Here is a 17,548-nt window from a genome sequence, read left to right on the forward strand (position 1 = left end):
TAACTTGAATATTTTATACTCTTTCGTGATCTGCTTTCCAATTTATAATTGCTTTTTTAATATCTTTTCCAGTAAGGTTTTCATTCAAAGTTCTTACTACCAGATTTTGGAGTTCTTCATCTGGGGCAAAGCGCAAGGCAAATATTTGGTCGTCATTTAATTGATTTTCAAATTTCTCAAATCGTTCTGCGGTTGTAGCAAGATAACGATATCTTAGTTCCAGGCGCACAATTCGGTTTTGTAATGTTAAGGCGTAATGTTGGCGTAGCATAAAAGCCAAACAAAAGAGAACTACAAAAATTGCGCTTAAAAATGACCATACAATCACGTCCTCTGTGGTAAACGCAAAATAGATACTAAATGATAAAAAAGCCAATATTATTGGGTAATAAATAAAATGATGTGGCGGGTAAAAGCGGATATGGTTCTTATACGATTGCGTTTTCATGTGTAGTTTTTTTTAAAGGTACTGTAAAACTACTAATTTGAATTACGCGGGAGGTTTTAAAAAATAAATCAAAATACTTAAGTATTATTTTAGGAAGGCAATGTTTGTCTAAAACCTTACTTTATTTAAAAATTTTATAGATCTAAATGACTTTTTACGGAATTATAAGATTTATTTTTAACTTTTTTGTTTCAAAATTCACGGTTTTTTGGCAAAATCACTACAAAAAATGTATTTCAACGACTATATATGTAGTACAAAGAAAAGAAAAGTATTACTAATATTTTTTCCTTTCATTTGACCAATATTTCTATAAATAGTAAAATTATTGAAATGTAAAATGCATCATATTCCACAACAATATCTGTTCTTTTTAGTATGTGTTTTGATCAAAGCTTTGGTTTACAACAACATAAAATAGACGATTTGCATTTCCCATTTTCTAAAGACTTGTCTTATTTATGAAATGACATATTAAAACGAAAAGCAAAAAAAAAACTAAACTAAACTAAACAAATGAATTCAAAACTAAATTTTCTAATTGGAATAATAGCATTTTTATGCACTAGTATTTACAGTGATGCAAAAGGATCTAATATTTATGGGGGTATTGAAATTGGCAGCAAAGGAATTAAAATGAGTGTTCTAGAAGTAGGCAATATTAAAAAAGGCGACTATACTGTAAAATCGTTTTGGACAGAAAACATTGGAATCGCAAAAGGGATTGCAAAAGACGGTAATCTAGCTAAAGAGGATATTGATAAAGCTGTTGCAACAGTTATTACTAACTATTTAAAAATGCTGAATGAATTTGAAATTGAAAATGAAAACATTTTTATTGTTGGATCTTCCGGAGTTGCTATGGCAAAAAACACTCAAGTGCTGGCGGATAAAATATATTTAGCAACTACGAGAACGCTAGATTTTGTTGATGCAAAAACAGAGGGGAAAATGCTGTTAAAAGGTTGCGTACCTCCGCAAGAATACCCAAACTCGGTCATTTTAGACATAGGAGGTGGCAATACTAAAGGTGGTTATGTTGATGTGCGAAATAATGATGTTTTTGTGTTTTTTCCACTAGTTGTAAGCTACGGAACTGTTACTCTAACTGAAGCTGTTATCAAAATTACAAGTAAAGATGATTTGTCAGAATTTAAAGAAAAGTCATTTGGTTTTTTACCTATTTTAAGAAAGCAAATAGATGCGATGTATGCCACAAATCCAGAAGCATTAGATAAAAAGAAAGTGTATATGTCTGGTGGAGCAGTTTGGGCATTTTATACACTTTTTAACGGAGCGGCAAAAGCAAGTTTTAATAAATTCACAATAGAAGACGTACTGGACTTTGATGCGGTTTTAAAAAATAATTTCAAAAAGTTTGAAGAATTAGCTAAGACTGATAAAGAGGCAGAATCTGTACTTAAAACATACTCGCAAAAGTATTTAATATCTGGAAGTACTATGCTACTTGTTACCCTTGAAGCAATTCCAGATATAAAAAATAAAAAGCTTTTTTTTGCTAAAGAAGGGCAAATAGCTTGGCTAGTAACTTACATTGCGGAGCGATCTAAAAAAGTTAAAAAGGTTTGGTAATTTTTATTAGTTCTATGCTTTGACCATGAATTCTTAAGTCGCTGTGAAATATTATTTTTACAGCGATTTCTTTTTTAAAATTCTTGGATATTTCTATCAATAAATAGTCATTTATTGAATGTGGACATATTCAAAACTAATAATCGTTAGTTTTTTGGTATAAAAAACAATATAATTCTTCTTTGTCTCTTTCTTTAACGCTATGAAAATAATGTAGGTATGGTAGAAAGAGATTAATTTTGTTTTTAAAATAGACTAGTTCTATCAGGTTTAAACTTTATTTAATCGATCCAAATTATCTATTGAGTTAATTGTTTTCTATTCATACAGCTATTATTAATTTATGGAAATATTATCAATTACTAGATAAAAATACATTTCGTAATTCCGTAATTTAGCATAACTTAAAATTTAGAAATTATGATACCATCAAAAGGATATGCAGTACAGGATGCGACCACAGATTTAGCGCCTTGGAATTTTGAACGACGAGAGTTAGGACCACACGATGTGCAATTTGATATTCATTTTTGTGGAGTTTGCCACAGTGATTTGCATCAAATAAAAAACGATTGGGGTGGCTCTATTTATCCAATGGTTCCGGGACACGAAATTGTGGGGAAAGTAGTTCAAGTAGGTAGTCACGTTAAGAAGTTTAAAGTTGGAGACTTAGCAGGAACGGGTTGTTTGGTAGATTCCTGTAGAAGTTGTGAGAATTGTAAAGAGGGCTTAGAGCAATTTTGTATAAAAGGCCGAACCGATACTTACAACGCATTAGGTCAAGATGGGGTAACTCCTACATACGGTGGTTATTCAGATACAATTGTAGTTCACGAAGATTTTGTGTTGCATATTTCGGACAAATTAGATTTAGCAGCAGTTGCTCCATTATTATGTGCTGGAATTACGACGTATTCGCCATTAAAACATTGGAAAGTAGGGAAAGGCCATAAATTAGCTGTTCTGGGTTTAGGAGGTTTAGGACACATGGCCGTTAAATTTGGTGTTGCTTTTGGCGCTGAGGTTACTGTATTGAGTACATCTGCAAACAAAGAAGCAGATGCGAAAAAACTGGGTGCTCATAATTTTATCGTAACCAAAGACGAAAAGCAACTTGCTAGCGTTGCTGGTTCCTTCGATTTTATTTTAGATACCGTTTCTGCGCCGCATGACTTAAATTTGTATTTGTCATTATTGCGAGTTAATGGTGTTCATATTTGTGTGGGAGTTCCTCCAACTCCGTATCAGGTGCATGCTTTTAGCCTCATAGGCGGGAGAAGAAGTCTTGCGGGGTCCTTAATTGGTGGATTGCCGGAAACACAAGAAATGTTAGATTATTGCGCAGAACATAATATAGTTTCAGATATTGAAATGATTGATATTAAAAACATTCATGATGCCTATAAGCGAATGGAAAAGGGCGATGTGCGGTATCGATTTGTTATTGATATGGCTACATTATAAAAAATGCTTTTGAAACGAAAAATCCCTGTCAAATTTATTTTGACAGGGATTTTCAGTTTCAAATAGGTATTCATTTTTAGTTCCAGTTGTAAGTATATAATTTATTTTTTGTCGATTGTTCTTTCAAAAAACTCATACGTTCGCAGCATTTGATCCATACGCTGATGATTATCACCAGCCCGAGTAATTTCATGAGTGGCACCGGGATGTACTACAAATTCTACTGGACGATCTAGTACTTTTAGGCTTCGAAACAACATTTCAGCTTGAATAAATCCAGTTCTTCGATCATTTCCTCCATGAAAAATGATAAAAGGTGTTGTAATATTTTGAACGTAATTCATAGGAGATTCACGTGTTAAAATCTCTTTTACTTTTGGTTCCCAAGGATAGCCGCCAAAATAATTGGGTACCAGTCGCCAAGCGTTACCTTCGCCAAAAAAGGTATTCAAATCATAAACACCACGTTGCGCACATGCTGCTTTGAAGCGATTGTCATGACTGATAATCCATGCGGTCAAATATCCTGCATAAGAACCACCAGTAATGAGTAACTTAGACGGATCTGCCCAGCCTTCTTGCACGGTTTTATCCAGTGCTGTTAGTACATCACTTGCTGGACCTGTGCCCCAATCGTTGATATTCCCTCTCAAAAAATCCAATCCATAACCACCAGAGCCTCTCGGATTACTGTACACTATTCCGTATCCTTTACTACAAAAATATTGGTATTCGTGCCACATACTTTCTTCACCAGGTCCCCACATAGCTGATGGACCTCCGTGAATTTCTAGTAATAATGGATATTTTTCTCCTTGTTTATAATTAGATGGTTTCATAATCCAATATTCTACTGTCATTTCTAATTCGTTTTGGAATGTTTTCTTTTCTGGATAAGATAATTTTTTAGCAGCAACCCAATCATTAAAGGAGCTAACTTTTTTCTCATTTTTGAAATTGGCTTCAGCAAAATATAATTCAGATGGATTTGATACTTGAGTTTTTGAATAAACAATTGTATTATTTGCAATATCGAAACTGGATATTCCAGTATCAGTGCTTGAGAGAGTCTCTATTTTTTGAGTTAATGTGTTGAGTTTGTGTAGCACGTTGCCACCATTCATTTGAGCGTTAAAATACATGTATTTGTCATCCTTACTCCAAATAAAATTTGATTTGTTTCGATCAAAAGGAATGGTTATAATATCTTTTTCTGTACCATTAAGTGGCATTATCGATAGTGACGGTACGGATATGAATGAGGTAGTGCTGGATAGAAAAGCCAACCATTTTCCCGATGGTGAAAGTGAGGCGCTATTGTATCTTTTTCCGTTTTCTCCTAATAGCATTTTGAAATTTCCTCCATCTGCATCCATAATGAAAATTTCACTTTCCAGGGATCGATCTTGATTTTCTGAAGTGTCTACATCGCCCGATAAAATTATTTGTTTCCCGCTTGGCGTGTAATCAGCAGTACTAAAATTATAAAAGCCATTTGTAAGTAGTCTTGGAACAGCCTCTTTTGATACATTTATTTCAAAAAAGTGATTGAAATTCATTTCAGATGAAATGTTTGATTCACTTTGAAAATTCAATTTATTAAGTACAATTGCTTTTTTATCGGTTGCATTTTTATCCAAATAGGCTCTAATTTCGGCTAAATTTCCGTTTGGATTTGGTTTTTCTTTATTGATTACTAAATGCTCGTTTTTGTCAAAACCAGGCTTTTCCATCTTCCAAGTGGGAATAGATTTTGAAGGATTCAATATAGAGTCTTGCAGTAAATCGCGTAATGGTATGCTGGATGAAAACAGTATTTTTTTACCATCTGGGGACCATTTAGGATTGCTTGCGCCATATTTATCTTTCGTCAATTGCATAGGTTCACCACCTTCCATCGACAAGATGAATATTTGATTTTTTTCTTCAACAGATCGAGTAAAAGCTATTTGCTTGCCATTAGGACTCCAAGCTGGTTTTGTAGCTCCATCTTTATGAGTGGTTAATTGTACGGGTGTATTATTTTCTAAAATTGTTATGGTGAAAATTTGTGAACGATATTTGTAATCCAGCTTGTTATTTTCATCATTTTCAATTGTATTTACCGTAAAAGCAGCTCGTTTTCCATCTTTAGATACGGTAATGTTTCCAACAGTTTTAATTTTTAACATATCGGTAAGAGTCACATCCTCAGTTTTATTTTGAGCAATAGTAGCATGCAATTGTACTAAAAACAATAACGTAATTGACAATTTTTTCATAGTTTGATTTTTTATTTTATTGTTACGGAGTAAAATTAAAAACAAAACATTTTAATGAATTGGTTTGTTTCTTAAATGGATTTTGTAATCAATAAATATAAAATAAATTCTATTAACTCTACCATTTTATAAGTATCAATATTATAGTTTAAAATTTAGCTGCATTGATACAGCAACCTTAATTTTAAAAATAGTGTTTGGCTATGTATGTTACCTGATAGTTTAGTTGAAAAAAAAATACTGTAAAATGTACTTTAAAAAAACTAACAAAAATTTAGGACTTAGAAGCAAACTAAAAACACAAATAGGCCGTATATTACAGTATATTAAACGATTGAAAAGCGTGTTGCAAAACAATCAAAAACGAATTGTTCAGCATCTCATTTAAATAATCGAATGAGAAATCAGTAAAAAGAATAGTATGAAAGTAACAGTTTGTATTTTAGTTTGCATGGTGATTATGGGTTGTAGCTCTAAAACTGAAAAGTTGTCACTTGCGCCACAAAAAGGAAAAGCAATTGCAGTTTTTGCTTCTGGTTGTTTTTGGTGTAGCGAACACGTTTTTGAAGCAATAGTAGGAGTGGAGGAAGTAATTTCAGGTTATTCAGGTGGGACTGTTAAAAATCCGTACTATGAATATGTAAGTTCAAATAGAACCGGGCATGCAGAATCAGTAGCTGTTTTTTATGATCCAAAAGTAGTTTCATACAAAGAATTAGTGGCTATTTTTTTTGCATCACATGATCCTACAACACCTGATCAGCAAGGACCTGACCGCGGATCTTCGTACCGATCAATTGCTTTTTATTCTAATGCATTGGAGAAAAAAATAATTGAGGATAAAATCGAGGAGCTTACTGTTAATAGTGTTTTTGATGCTCCAATAGTAACGGAAGTAAAACCAACTGCAGATTTTTATCAAGCGGAAGCCTACCATCAGGATTATGTAGTTAACAATCCCAACGAGCCATACGTAAAAGGGGTTTCAATGCCACGATACAATTCTTTTATAGCATCATACAAAGGAAAATTAAAACCTAATCATTAAATTATGAAACGATTCCAATATTTTTTTGCACTTCCACTAGTGATTTTTAGTTTCATGGCATGCATACAGGCAAATGAAAAAGTGAGAACATCAAGTGTTGTTAGCGAAACTAACCAAAAAAATCCGTTACTGTTATTGACTGATATTTCCCTGAAAAAGGCTGTTAAAACAAATGCATCTTGGAGAAAAATTTTAACAACAGAACAGTATTTCATCTTACGCGAGAAAGGTACCGAGCGTCCTTTTCAAAATAAATACAACGACAACCACAAAAAAGGACATTATTTTTGTGCAGGATGTAAATTGCCACTGTTTTCATCCAAAACAAAATTTAATTCAGGAACGGGATGGCCAAGTTTTTATGCACCAATAAATAGTAATAGAATAAAAGAGGTTGCTGAGAAAAGTTTGGGAATGGTTCGGGGTGAAATTGTATGTGCACGCTGCGATGGTCATTTGGGACATCTTTTTGATGATGGTCCCAATCCTACTGGACTTAGATATTGTATGAACTCTGCATCGTTGTTATTTCAGGAATCAAAGTAAAAGTTAGTTAATTGTTTGTTTCAAAGAAAGGGCGTTCGTTTTAAATAAAACGGACGCCCTTTTGAATTTTATGAATTCATGTGATACACTGTATGTTAAATCTAATGGTAGTAATTTCATTGAAAAATTGATTTCAGTTGCAACAAAAGACCTATTGAGACTAGCATTATCTTTCAAAAAAATCAAACTATAAACCAATAATTGAAGATTAAATCTGAATTAATTTTCATACTTTTGAACCTCACAATTAAATAAAAAACATGGCTTCAATAACATTAGGAGGAAATCCAATACACACCTCGGGTGAATTACCAAAAGTAGGTACTAAATTAGCTGATTTTAAATTAGTTAAAAATGACCTTTCCATTGCTTCGGCAAGTGATTTTTTAGGCAAAAAACTGGTTTTAAATATTTTCCCTAGTGTCGATACAGGAACATGTGCAGCATCTGTTCGTAAATTTAACGAAAGTGCTAGTGCTTTAGAAAACACGATCGTTCTTTGTATTTCTAGAGATTTGCCTTTTGCTCAAAGTCGTTTTTGTGGAGCCGAAGGTCTTGAAAACGTGGTAAATTTATCAGATTTTCCTGAAGGAAGTTTTGGTAAAACAAATGGTTTAGAAATTACAGATGGGCCATTGGCTGGATTGCATTCCAGAGTAGTTATTGTTGTTGACGAAAATGGAACTATTACACATACAGAACAAGTTACTGAAATTGCAGATGAACCCAATTACGAAGCTGCTTTAGCGGTACTTTAATCGTATTTAATGGAATTTCAAAAAGACAATACTTTTTTCTACGGAAGATTAAAAAGCTTCAGATATGCGATAGCAGGAGCTTTAAAACTGATTACTACTGAACACAGTATAATGGTACAATGTTCTCTTGGAATAGTTGTCACTATCGCAGGTTTTTATTTTGATATTTCCAAAACGGATTGGCTTTTTCAAATACTGGCTATTGGGTTGGTTTTAAGTGTGGAAGGCCTTAACACTGCCGTTGAAAAAATGGCTGATTTTATACATCCCGATTTTCACGAAAGAATTGGCTTTATAAAAGACATTGCTGCTGGAGCGGTATTTTTTGCCGCTTTAACAGCATTTGCTATCGGTTTAATCATTTATCTCCCATTATTTCTTTAGAAATTATCCAATTCAAGAATGGCAAAAATAAAAAAAGCAACAGCTTCAGATAAAGCGAGCGGCACAAAAACAGAGTCAGTTTATCCATTAAAAATTACTAAACAACATAAAATTGTTTTTGGAGCACTATTAGTATTGTTTTCGATAGCGCTATTAGTGGCATTTATTTCTTTTTTTATTTATGGACAACAAGATCAAAGTGCTGTTAATGAACTGCAAAATAGAGAAGAAATCGTTCAGAATTGGCTGGGTAAATTTGGCGCTTTCTTAGCTCACATTCTTATTTATAAAGGATTTGGGGTAGCAGCTTTTATAATAGTGCGCTTGTTTTTTTTAACAGGCCTTTATTTAATACTCGGAATTCCCACTAGAAAATTAAAAAATATCTGGTTTTGGGATTTATTCGTGATTATTATTTTATCCGTTTTATTTGGATTTTTTGCTACCTCCTTACCTGAACTAGGCGGAACTATTGGTTATGAATTGAATTTATTACTACAAGATTATATTGGGAAGACAGGTACATTATTGATTTTGATATTTGGGTTAATCATTTATATTATTTTCAAAATCAAACTCTCACCAGAGCGTATTCAGTCGTTTTTTGATACTACCAAAAAAGAAACACAAGGTACCCCAATTTCTAATCCAATTAACAATAGCAATAGCGGTTATAATTTAGAAGAATTTGCCGTTGCTGTTGATGATGTAGACGAGATTCATTTAAAAACGAATGGCTCACAATTTGAAATTAACAAAGAAGCATTAAAACCTACTATTAGTAATTCATCGGATATTAATAGAGATCCAGTTGTAAAGCCGCTTGCCATGCAAGTTACACCGGTTGCAACTCCAGAAATTAGTGTAACTAGCAATGAGTCGTTTGTTATAGAAACTGCTCCAGAAGAAGATATTATTGAGGAAAATTTAGCTTCACGATTGGTAGCTGATTTTGGATTGTTTGACCCGACTTTGGATTTATCTAATTTTAAATTTCCGACTTTAGATTTATTAAAAGAATATTCTACTGGTGGAATTACAATTAACCAAGAAGAGTTAGAAGAAAATAAAAACCGAATTGTAGATACACTGCGCAATTACAAAATAGAAATTGCACAAATAAAAGCAACCGTTGGTCCATCGGTTACATTATATGAAATTGTGCCAGAAGCAGGAATTCGTATTTCGAAAATTAAAAGTTTAGAGGATGATATTGCTTTATCGCTCTCGGCATTAGGAATTCGTATTATTGCGCCTATTCCAGGAAAAGGAACTATAGGAATCGAAGTTCCTAATAAAAATCCAACGATGGTTTCTATGAAAAGTGTTATTGGCTCAGCTAAATTTCAGGAAGCTGAAATGGAATTGCCAATCGCTCTTGGAAAAACAATTTCGAATGAAACGTTTGTAGTCGATTTAGCCAAGATGCCGCACTTATTGATGGCAGGGGCTACAGGTCAAGGAAAGTCTGTAGGTTTGAATGCGGTTTTAACATCACTTTTGTATAAAAAACATCCAGCCGAAGTGAAGTTTGTTTTGGTCGATCCAAAAAAAGTAGAGCTAACACTTTTTAATAAAATAGAAAGACATTATCTAGCCAAACTTCCAGATATGGATGATGCAATCATCACTGATAATGCCAAAGTGGTCAATACATTGAATTCCCTTTGTGTAGAAATGGACAATAGGTATTCATTATTGAAAGACGCTATGGTGCGTAACATCAAAGAATACAATGATAAATTTAAAGCTCGAAAATTAAATCCTGAAAACGGACACCGATTTTTACCTTATATCGTTCTTGTAGTTGATGAGTTTGCCGATTTGATTATGACTGCTGGTAAAGAAGTAGAAGTTCCTATTGCACGATTGGCACAATTGGCACGAGCCATCGGAATTCACTTAATTATCGCAACACAAAGACCATCTGTAAATGTAATTACTGGTTTAATAAAAGCTAATTTCCCAGCTAGAATAGCTTTTAGAGTTACCTCAAAAATTGATTCTAGAACTATTCTGGATACTCAAGGTGCCGATCAATTGATAGGAAGAGGGGATATGCTTTACACCAATGGTAATGATGTCGTTCGAGTACAATGTGCCTTTATTGACACACCCGAAGTAGAAAAAATAACTGATTTTATAGGTTCTCAAAAAGCATATGCAACGGCTTATTTACTTCCTGAGTTTGTTGGTGAGGAAAGTGGCATTAATCTTGATATGGATATTTCTGACAGAGACACATTGTTTAGAGAAGCAGCTGAAATCATTGTAAATGCACAGCAAGGTTCTGCTTCCTTGTTACAACGTAAACTAAAATTAGGCTACAACAGAGCAGGCCGATTGATTGATCAACTCGAAGCTGCAGGAATTGTGGGCCCTTTTGAAGGAAGTAAAGCACGAAGTGTAAATATTCTGGACATGAGTTCTCTTGATCAATTTTTCAACAATGAACAAAATAATTAATACCATGAAATCAAAAATTCAAGAATTAAAAAAAAATAATACCGAAAGTATGGGCAAAAAATTTCTTTTAATTGCAGCATTATTATTTTTTAGTTTCTCAATTCAAGCACAAGATAAAAAAGCAAAAGAACTTTTAGATCAAGTTACTGCTAAAGTTAAAAGTTATAGTACAATTGTAATTGATTTCAAGTATTCGCTGAATAATGCAAAAGAAAATATCAATCAGGATAGTAAAGGAAATGTTACGATGAAAGGCAATCAATATGTATTGAATTTCATGGGAGTAACTAAAATTTTTGACGGTAAAAAAACATTCACTATTGTTCCAGAAGATGAGGAAATTACGATATCTAAGGTCAATGAAAAAGATGATAGTGCCATTACTCCGTCAAAAATGTTAACTTTTTTTAATACAGGTTACAAATACAATATGGATATTTTACAAAACGTAAAAGGTCGCAAAATTCAGTATATTAAATTGGTACCTACGAGTTCTAGAGATCAACGCAAAGAGGTACTATTGGGAATTGATATTCAAACAAAACACATCTATAACCTAATTGAAGTAGGTAAAAAAGGTACAAAAACAACATTAACGGTTAATTCTTTCAAAACCAACCAACCTTTGTCAAAAAATCAATTTACATTTGCGGAAAGTAAATATCCAAATTACTACATCAACAAATTAGATTAATTTATTAGGTGAAAATTCTTGACAAATACTTATTAAAAACATTCCTGACTACATTTGCTACGGTATTTGTAATCCTGTTTTTCATTTTCATACTTCAAACGGTCTGGTTATTTATATCAGAATTGGCTGGCAAAGATTTAGACTTAGTGATGATTATTAAATTCTTGGCCTTTTCTATGCCTAGAATTGTACCACTAGTATTGCCGCTTTCTATACTATTGGCCTCCATAATGACTTTTGGAAATTTAGCCGAAAATTATGAATTTGCAGCGATGAAATCTTCCGGAATTTCTTTGCAAAGAGCCATGAGAAGTTTGACAGTATTCATCGTTTTATTAAGTATTGTAGCCTTCTTTTTTTCGAATAATGTTATTCCCTCTGCGGAGTATAAATTTATCAATTTCAGAAAAAACATTGCACAAGTCAAACCCGCATTGGCTATAGCCGAAGGTCAGTTTAACGATGTGGGCTTTTATAATATTAAGGTAAATAAAAAATCTGGTGAACAAGGAAATATCCTAACTAGTGTGACAATTCATAAAAAATCGAAGATTGGAGACGGAAGTAAAACCGTAATAAAGGCGAAAGATGGAGAACTAATTAGTAGCGAAGAATCGAGTATTTTGCAATTAGTGCTAAATGATGGGTACTATTATGAAGATATTGTTCCAAAAAAATACGAAGATCGTAGCAAATTACCTTTCGCTAAAAGTTCCTTTAAAAAACAAATCATTAATATTGATCTATCTGAATTAAATAAGACCGATATCACAGATGAAAGTGTTGCGAATACGAACACTATGCTTACTGTAAATGAATTGAATTATACCTTAGATTCATTAAATAAGAATTTGAAAACGGATATTATTTCGTTTTCGGAAAATAGTAACTCCCGAATAGCAATTCCAATAAATAAAAAAATAGCTAACGGAAAAAAAAGAAAACCACTTCCTAAAGATATCTTGTCTTTGTATACATTAAAACAACAATCGGATATTTTGAAAATAGCAGTGAGTAATCAAACAAGCATAGCGTACTCTATAGAATCCACCAAATCAGAATTAGACAATAAACAAAAGAATATCAATAAACATTTATTGGCATTTTACGATAAATTCGTTATTGTATACGCTTGTTTTCTAATGTTTTTCATTGGAGCACCGTTAGGAGCAATTATTAGAAAAGGAGGCTTAGGACTTCCTATAGTTTTTGCTATTTTAATTTTTATCACCTTTCACTTTATCAATACTTTTGGAAAAAGATTAGCACAGGAAAATGGAATGACACCTTTTATGGGTTCTTGGTTGTCCTCATTTATACTAACACCATTAGCTGTTTTATTAACCTATAGGGCTACAAATGATATTGGATTAATCAACATGGATGTCATTTTGGCTCCATTCCAAAAAGTAATAAAAAAAATATTCCCGTCACAAAATTAACAATACAAATGATTACAAACAACATACAACTCAACACCATTGAAGAGGCTATTGAAGATATTCGTCAAGGAAAAATAATAATAGTTGTTGACGATGAGGATCGTGAAAATGAAGGAGATTTTTTGGCTGCTGCTGAAAAAGTGACACCAGAAATGATCAATTTCATGGCTACACACGGTCGAGGATTAATTTGTGCTCCACTGACAGAAAGCCGATGCAAAGAATTAGGATTGCATGTTATGGTGAGTAACAACACCGATCCGATGGAAACTGCATTTACGGTTTCGGTAGATTTAAGAGGTAACGGAGTGACTACAGGAATATCAGCTGGCGACAGAGCAAAAACGATTTTATCTTTGGTTGATTCTAAAACTAAACCACATGATTTAGCACGTCCTGGACACATATTCCCGCTTATAGCCAAACAAGGTGGCGTATTGAGAAGAACAGGACATACCGAAGCTGCTATAGATTTTGCAAGGTTAGCCGGTTTTAAATCAGCCGGTGTGATTGTAGAAATTATGAACGAAGATGGTTCTATGGCACGTTTACCGCAATTAGTGGAAGTGGCTAAAAAATTCGATTTAAAATTAGTTTCCATCGAAGCCTTAGTGGCCTATAGAATGCAACACGACAGTTTGATTGTTAAAAAAGAAGATTTTGATATTGAGACTCGTTTTGGCACATTTCGACTACGAGCATACCAACAGACGACCAATAAACAAATTCATATTGCTTTGACAAAAGGCACTTGGAATTTGGGTGAATCTATTTTAACCAGAATCAATTCTTCGCAAGTAAACAATGATTTATTAGGTACATTGACCAACAATGTAGATCAACAATTGGATGATATGTTCCGAGTAATTAATGATGAAGGAAAAGGGGCTGTTATTTTTATCAATCAAGACATGCAATCAATAAATTTATTGAATCGAATAGCTGAACTCAAATTATTACAAAGCGAAGGAGTTATGAAGGCACCAAAAATTATCATTGATAGTAAAGATTTTGGTATTGGAGCACAAATATTGCATGATATTGATATTTCAAAAATTAGATTAGTATCCAATACTGAAGGTACTAAACGAGTAGGGATGATTGGATATGGGTTAGAAATAACTGAATACGTAAAGTATTAGTCTATCGTTATTAGCTTTTTTAAAAAATAAGTTTTCTCTAAAGTAAAGAAAATGAAACCTTTAAAAATGAGTCTAATAAATTGATGTTTTTTTTCTAAAAATAGATTTGTATAACCAAAAAAGGTTCTTATATTTGCACTCGCAATCAGATAATGAAAGCGACATACTGGAGAAATGGCAGAGCGGTCGAATGCGGCAGTCTTGAAAACTGTTGACTGTAACAGGTCCGGGGGTTCGAATCCCTCTTTCTCCGCTGGTTAATTCAAAAAGCCAACTAAAACCCTTTAAATCGTATGATTTATAGGGTTTTTCATTTTAAGACCAATCCAAATTATTCATGGTTTCTCATATTAAAAGGGGCACATCGAGGGGCACATTGTAAAATTGAAATGTATTGTGCCCCTTTTGGAAACCCTTTTTTAAATAAGAAGTTCACTAATTGAACATCTTGTTTTGTGTTGATGGAATTTTTAATTTTCTATTAACTTAAAGGTTACCACATCATGGATGCACCAATTTCAATTCTCTTTTATGTAAAAAGAGTAAGAGTCAATGCCCAAGGGCTAGTTCCAATTTTTCAAAGAATTACTATCAATCGACAACGATTAGACAACAGTACAGGTAAGTTTGTTGATCCCGAAAAATGGCATTCTGAAATGTCTAAAATGAAAGGGACTTCGGAAGAAGCTCGTTCAATCAATGGACATCTTGACCACTTAAAATCAAAGATTTTAAATGTTGAGAAAACTTTAATCAAAAAAGATATCCCAGTTAACTTAGAAACGTTCAAAAATGAGTTACTGGGAATTAAAGAACGGCAGCGTATGTTAATTCCAATTTTCGAGGAACACAACCGGAAAATAGAAGAACTTTTGGGTCTCGAATACGCACCTGGAACACTGGAGAGATATAAAACCTCACTCAAGCACACCAAAGACTTTCTACACTGGAAATACAACCTATCAGACATCAATATTGAAAAAATAGATTACGCTTTCATTACAGAGTATGAATTTTATCTGCGTAGTGTGCGCAAGTGCAACAACAATACAGCGGTTAAATATGTCAAAAACTTCCACAAAATAATCAACCAATGCCTCGCAAATGACTGGCTAACCAAAAATCCATTTGCAAATTACAAAGCCAAAGTCAAAGAAGTAATCCGAGAGTTCTTAACCGAAGACGAAATAGAAAGTATGATTAATAAAGAATTTGTTTCAGAACGATTGGAATTGGTCCGCGATATATTTATTTTCAGCTGTTTTACCGTATTAGCTTACGTCGATGTACAGCAATTAAACAAAAACCACATTAGCTTGGGTATAGATGGAGATAAATGGATTTTTAAAAACCGACAAAAAACGGATACCCCATCCAAAATCCCATTATTACCAATGGCAATGGAAATTGTCGATAAATACAAAAATCATCCAACCTGTGTAAATGAAAATCGGCTCTTACCTATTCTGAGCAATCAAAAAATGAACGCTTACTTAAAAGAAATTGCTGATGTATGCGGCATCAATAAAGAACTAACGTTTCACATCGCCAGACATACTTTTGCGACGACTATAACGCTTTCCAATGGTGTTCCAATTGAAACCGTAAGCAAAATACTCGGACATACCAATTTAAAAACCACCCAACATTATGCTAAGATTTTGGACAAAAAAATAAGCAATGACATGATGATTCTAAAAGAAAAATTCACAAATACAAACCAAATAAAGCTTGACAAGACCAATTAAATCAAGGGATTAGGAAATATTTAGGATGCTTTTTTGAAAAGTTTAACTACTCTGTAAGATTTAACGCTAGAAGAATGTAATACTTTAGTTTAACATTTTAGTAAACTAAAACTCATATATGAAGATATATTGCGATGCTTTTTTTTGTGAATTTGAACTGGAAATTGAAAAAATTAAAAAGGAAACCACCGATCCTATCAGTCAGGCGAAACAAGCGATTCAGTATATAGAAATAAAACTTAAAGAGCTTTTCAAATGGTTGAAAAAGTATATTTTCAATTCGATTGAAGAAGAAATTCACTTTTTTAAGGAGTTGAAATTTAAAATAATATCAAAATGTATTTTTTACAAAAAGTTATTGGATATAGAATCAATTTCACCTCTCAATAGCAATAAACAAAAATTGAAGCATTACGAAAAAGCACTTGATATTTGTTATCAATTTCACAAAAAAGATAAGGAGTTTTACAAATACTTCCGATCGGGCAGCAGTTACAATGATCAATTATATTTTGTCAGAAACTTAGATAAACAGATAATCAACTCGGATATAAATTCAATATATTTCGATAAAAAACTGTGTAATTCCCATGATTATAAATTGGCCAGTATTATAGCCAATGATCTTTTAGAAATTTACTTGGAAGAAAAAATAGAACAAATCAATAACAGCTGTACTATAAAGCATCCTGCAAGAAAATCAAAACTTACTTGGACGGGCACCAAAATTGAAATAGTAGAATTGATTTATTCCTTGTATTATCAAAAAATATTTAACGGTGGTAAAGCCGAAATTAAGGAAATTGCGGAGGAGTTTAGTATCGCTTTTAATATACAATTAGACAATAGTGTCTATCGATGCTTTACGGACATAAAAAACAGACCCAAACCAAAAGGCAAGTTCCTAAACGGACTTTCCGAAAATTTAGATGAAAACAACAATGATGAATTTGACTAAACCTAGCAATTGCTAGGTTTTTTTTTGAGAAATGTTGTTTTTATAGGAATTCATTACCCAAGCTTGGGTCGTATTGGGTTGTTACCCCAAAAACACCATTTTTGACCTAAAATTACCCAATTCACCAATTTTGCCAAAACGGAGTTTTTCACCTTTTGAAAAAATATTCCCTTATAAACAAAGGGATTTGGAGCAAATTACAGTGAAATAATACCCAAGTTGGGTTCACCTTGGGTTTAAATGTCAAACAAATGAAAGTATTTTGTCATCTAACAATTTAATTCATTTAGACATGAACTTACATCCTAAAAAATTATTCCCTGGTGTAGACAATTTAGAACTACTCAACCACCAACCCATCACCAAAAGAGACCTACTAAATTTCAGTAATGTGATGCTCGCAGAAATAAAAGAAATGGTCGGCAAACAAGAACAGCCAGCGCAATGGCTAAAATCATCAGAAGTCCGAAAATTGTTAAAAATATCTTCCGGTACATTGCAAAATCTGCGCATCAATGGTACTTTAAGCTTTACCAAAATTGGCAGCATCCTTTATTACAAGTATGAGGATATCTTAAAAGTCCTCAACCCTTAAC

Annotated in this window: 15 protein-coding genes and 1 tRNA gene; 14 read left to right on the top strand and 2 right to left on the bottom strand. The window is 33.0% G+C overall.

Going from position 1 to position 17,548, the window contains the following annotated elements; translation table 11 throughout:
- Positions 1 to 13 precede the first annotated feature (13 nt).
- Positions 14 to 448, bottom strand: a complete 435-nt coding sequence (locus tag ACNQGB_RS08085) for a DUF6526 family protein (RefSeq protein ID WP_417944168.1) — start codon at positions 446 to 448, stop codon at positions 14 to 16.
- 516 nt (positions 449 to 964) lie between these two features.
- On the opposite strand from ACNQGB_RS08085, the gene ACNQGB_RS08090 reads away from it, so the two are divergent.
- Positions 965 to 2,041, top strand: coding sequence for a Ppx/GppA phosphatase family protein (locus tag ACNQGB_RS08090; protein WP_417944167.1), 1,077 nt, complete (start codon positions 965 to 967; stop codon positions 2,039 to 2,041).
- A gap of 420 nt (positions 2,042 to 2,461) precedes the next feature.
- A complete protein-coding gene (locus tag ACNQGB_RS08095) occupies positions 2,462 to 3,505 on the top strand; it encodes an NAD(P)-dependent alcohol dehydrogenase (protein WP_417944166.1) in 1,044 nt (347 codons plus the stop codon).
- 101 nt (positions 3,506 to 3,606) lie between these two features.
- On the opposite strand, the gene ACNQGB_RS08100 is transcribed toward ACNQGB_RS08095, so the two are convergent.
- Positions 3,607 to 5,766, bottom strand: a complete 2,160-nt coding sequence (locus ACNQGB_RS08100) for a S9 family peptidase (RefSeq protein WP_417944165.1) — start codon at positions 5,764 to 5,766, stop codon at positions 3,607 to 3,609.
- A gap of 421 nt (positions 5,767 to 6,187) precedes the next feature.
- On the opposite strand from ACNQGB_RS08100, the gene msrA reads away from it, so the two are divergent.
- The 12 genes from msrA (at position 6,188) to ACNQGB_RS08160 (ending at position 17,547) form a co-directional block, all read left to right on the top strand.
- Positions 6,188 to 6,814 (top strand): peptide-methionine (S)-S-oxide reductase MsrA, encoded by a 627-nt coding sequence (msrA, locus tag ACNQGB_RS08105; RefSeq protein WP_417944164.1) that lies wholly within the window; start codon positions 6,188 to 6,190, stop codon positions 6,812 to 6,814.
- A 3-nt stretch (positions 6,815 to 6,817) separates the two neighbouring features.
- Positions 6,818 to 7,360 (top strand): peptide-methionine (R)-S-oxide reductase MsrB, encoded by a 543-nt coding sequence (msrB, locus tag ACNQGB_RS08110; RefSeq protein WP_417944163.1) that lies wholly within the window; start codon positions 6,818 to 6,820, stop codon positions 7,358 to 7,360.
- 260 nt (positions 7,361 to 7,620) lie between these two features.
- Positions 7,621 to 8,118: a thiol peroxidase gene (tpx, locus tag ACNQGB_RS08115; RefSeq protein ID WP_417944162.1), complete on the top strand. Its 498-nt coding sequence runs from the start codon at positions 7,621 to 7,623 to the stop codon at positions 8,116 to 8,118.
- A 9-nt stretch (positions 8,119 to 8,127) separates the two neighbouring features.
- On the top strand, positions 8,128 to 8,502 hold the full coding sequence (locus ACNQGB_RS08120; protein WP_417944161.1) for a diacylglycerol kinase family protein: 375 nt from the start codon (positions 8,128 to 8,130) through the stop codon (positions 8,500 to 8,502).
- An 18-nt stretch (positions 8,503 to 8,520) separates the two neighbouring features.
- Entirely contained in the window at positions 8,521 to 10,968 is a 2,448-nt protein-coding gene (locus tag ACNQGB_RS08125; RefSeq protein WP_417944160.1) for a DNA translocase FtsK, read from the top strand.
- Positions 10,969 to 11,017: 49 nt separating this feature from the next.
- A complete protein-coding gene (gene lolA1 / locus ACNQGB_RS08130) occupies positions 11,018 to 11,662 on the top strand; it encodes an outer membrane lipoprotein periplasmic chaperone LolA1 (RefSeq protein WP_470303419.1) in 645 nt (214 codons plus the stop codon).
- A gap of 8 nt (positions 11,663 to 11,670) precedes the next feature.
- Positions 11,671 to 13,104 (top strand): LptF/LptG family permease, encoded by a 1,434-nt coding sequence (locus ACNQGB_RS08135; protein WP_417944157.1) that lies wholly within the window; start codon positions 11,671 to 11,673, stop codon positions 13,102 to 13,104.
- An 8-nt stretch (positions 13,105 to 13,112) separates the two neighbouring features.
- Positions 13,113 to 14,246 (top strand): 3,4-dihydroxy-2-butanone-4-phosphate synthase, encoded by a 1,134-nt coding sequence (gene ribB / locus ACNQGB_RS08140; RefSeq protein WP_417944155.1) that lies wholly within the window; start codon positions 13,113 to 13,115, stop codon positions 14,244 to 14,246.
- A 168-nt stretch (positions 14,247 to 14,414) separates the two neighbouring features.
- Positions 14,415 to 14,499, top strand: a tRNA-Ser gene (locus tag ACNQGB_RS08145).
- A 250-nt stretch (positions 14,500 to 14,749) separates the two neighbouring features.
- Complete coding sequence (locus ACNQGB_RS08150) at positions 14,750 to 15,994, top strand: site-specific integrase (protein WP_417944154.1); 1,245 nt, start codon at positions 14,750 to 14,752, stop codon at positions 15,992 to 15,994.
- Between the two features lie 118 nt (positions 15,995 to 16,112).
- Positions 16,113 to 16,952 (top strand): RteC domain-containing protein, encoded by an 840-nt coding sequence (locus tag ACNQGB_RS08155; RefSeq protein ID WP_417944153.1) that lies wholly within the window; start codon positions 16,113 to 16,115, stop codon positions 16,950 to 16,952.
- A gap of 262 nt (positions 16,953 to 17,214) precedes the next feature.
- On the top strand, positions 17,215 to 17,547 hold the full coding sequence (locus ACNQGB_RS08160) for a helix-turn-helix domain-containing protein (RefSeq protein WP_417944152.1): 333 nt from the start codon (positions 17,215 to 17,217) through the stop codon (positions 17,545 to 17,547).
- Position 17,548: the final 1 nt, after the last annotated feature.

The sequence above is a fragment of the Flavobacterium frigidum genome (genome assembly GCF_048286795.2).

Coding starts and splice junctions, on each gene's coding strand:
- ACNQGB_RS08095 (WP_417944166.1), top strand. CDS start 2,462: ATGATACCATCAAAAGGATATGCAGTACAGGATGCGACCACAGATTTA.
- ACNQGB_RS08090 (WP_417944167.1), top strand. CDS start 965: ATGAATTCAAAACTAAATTTTCTAATTGGAATAATAGCATTTTTATGC.
- msrA (WP_417944164.1), top strand. CDS start 6,188: ATGAAAGTAACAGTTTGTATTTTAGTTTGCATGGTGATTATGGGTTGT.
- ACNQGB_RS08085 (WP_417944168.1), bottom strand. CDS start 448: ATGAAAACGCAATCGTATAAGAACCATATCCGCTTTTACCCGCCACAT.
- ACNQGB_RS08100 (WP_417944165.1), bottom strand. CDS start 5,766: ATGAAAAAATTGTCAATTACGTTATTGTTTTTAGTACAATTGCATGCT.
- ACNQGB_RS08150 (WP_417944154.1), top strand. CDS start 14,750: ATGGATGCACCAATTTCAATTCTCTTTTATGTAAAAAGAGTAAGAGTC.
- lolA1 (WP_470303419.1), top strand. CDS start 11,018: ATGGGCAAAAAATTTCTTTTAATTGCAGCATTATTATTTTTTAGTTTC.
- ACNQGB_RS08120 (WP_417944161.1), top strand. CDS start 8,128: ATGGAATTTCAAAAAGACAATACTTTTTTCTACGGAAGATTAAAAAGC.
- msrB (WP_417944163.1), top strand. CDS start 6,818: ATGAAACGATTCCAATATTTTTTTGCACTTCCACTAGTGATTTTTAGT.
- tpx (WP_417944162.1), top strand. CDS start 7,621: ATGGCTTCAATAACATTAGGAGGAAATCCAATACACACCTCGGGTGAA.
- ribB (WP_417944155.1), top strand. CDS start 13,113: ATGATTACAAACAACATACAACTCAACACCATTGAAGAGGCTATTGAA.
- ACNQGB_RS08125 (WP_417944160.1), top strand. CDS start 8,521: ATGGCAAAAATAAAAAAAGCAACAGCTTCAGATAAAGCGAGCGGCACA.
- ACNQGB_RS08155 (WP_417944153.1), top strand. CDS start 16,113: ATGAAGATATATTGCGATGCTTTTTTTTGTGAATTTGAACTGGAAATT.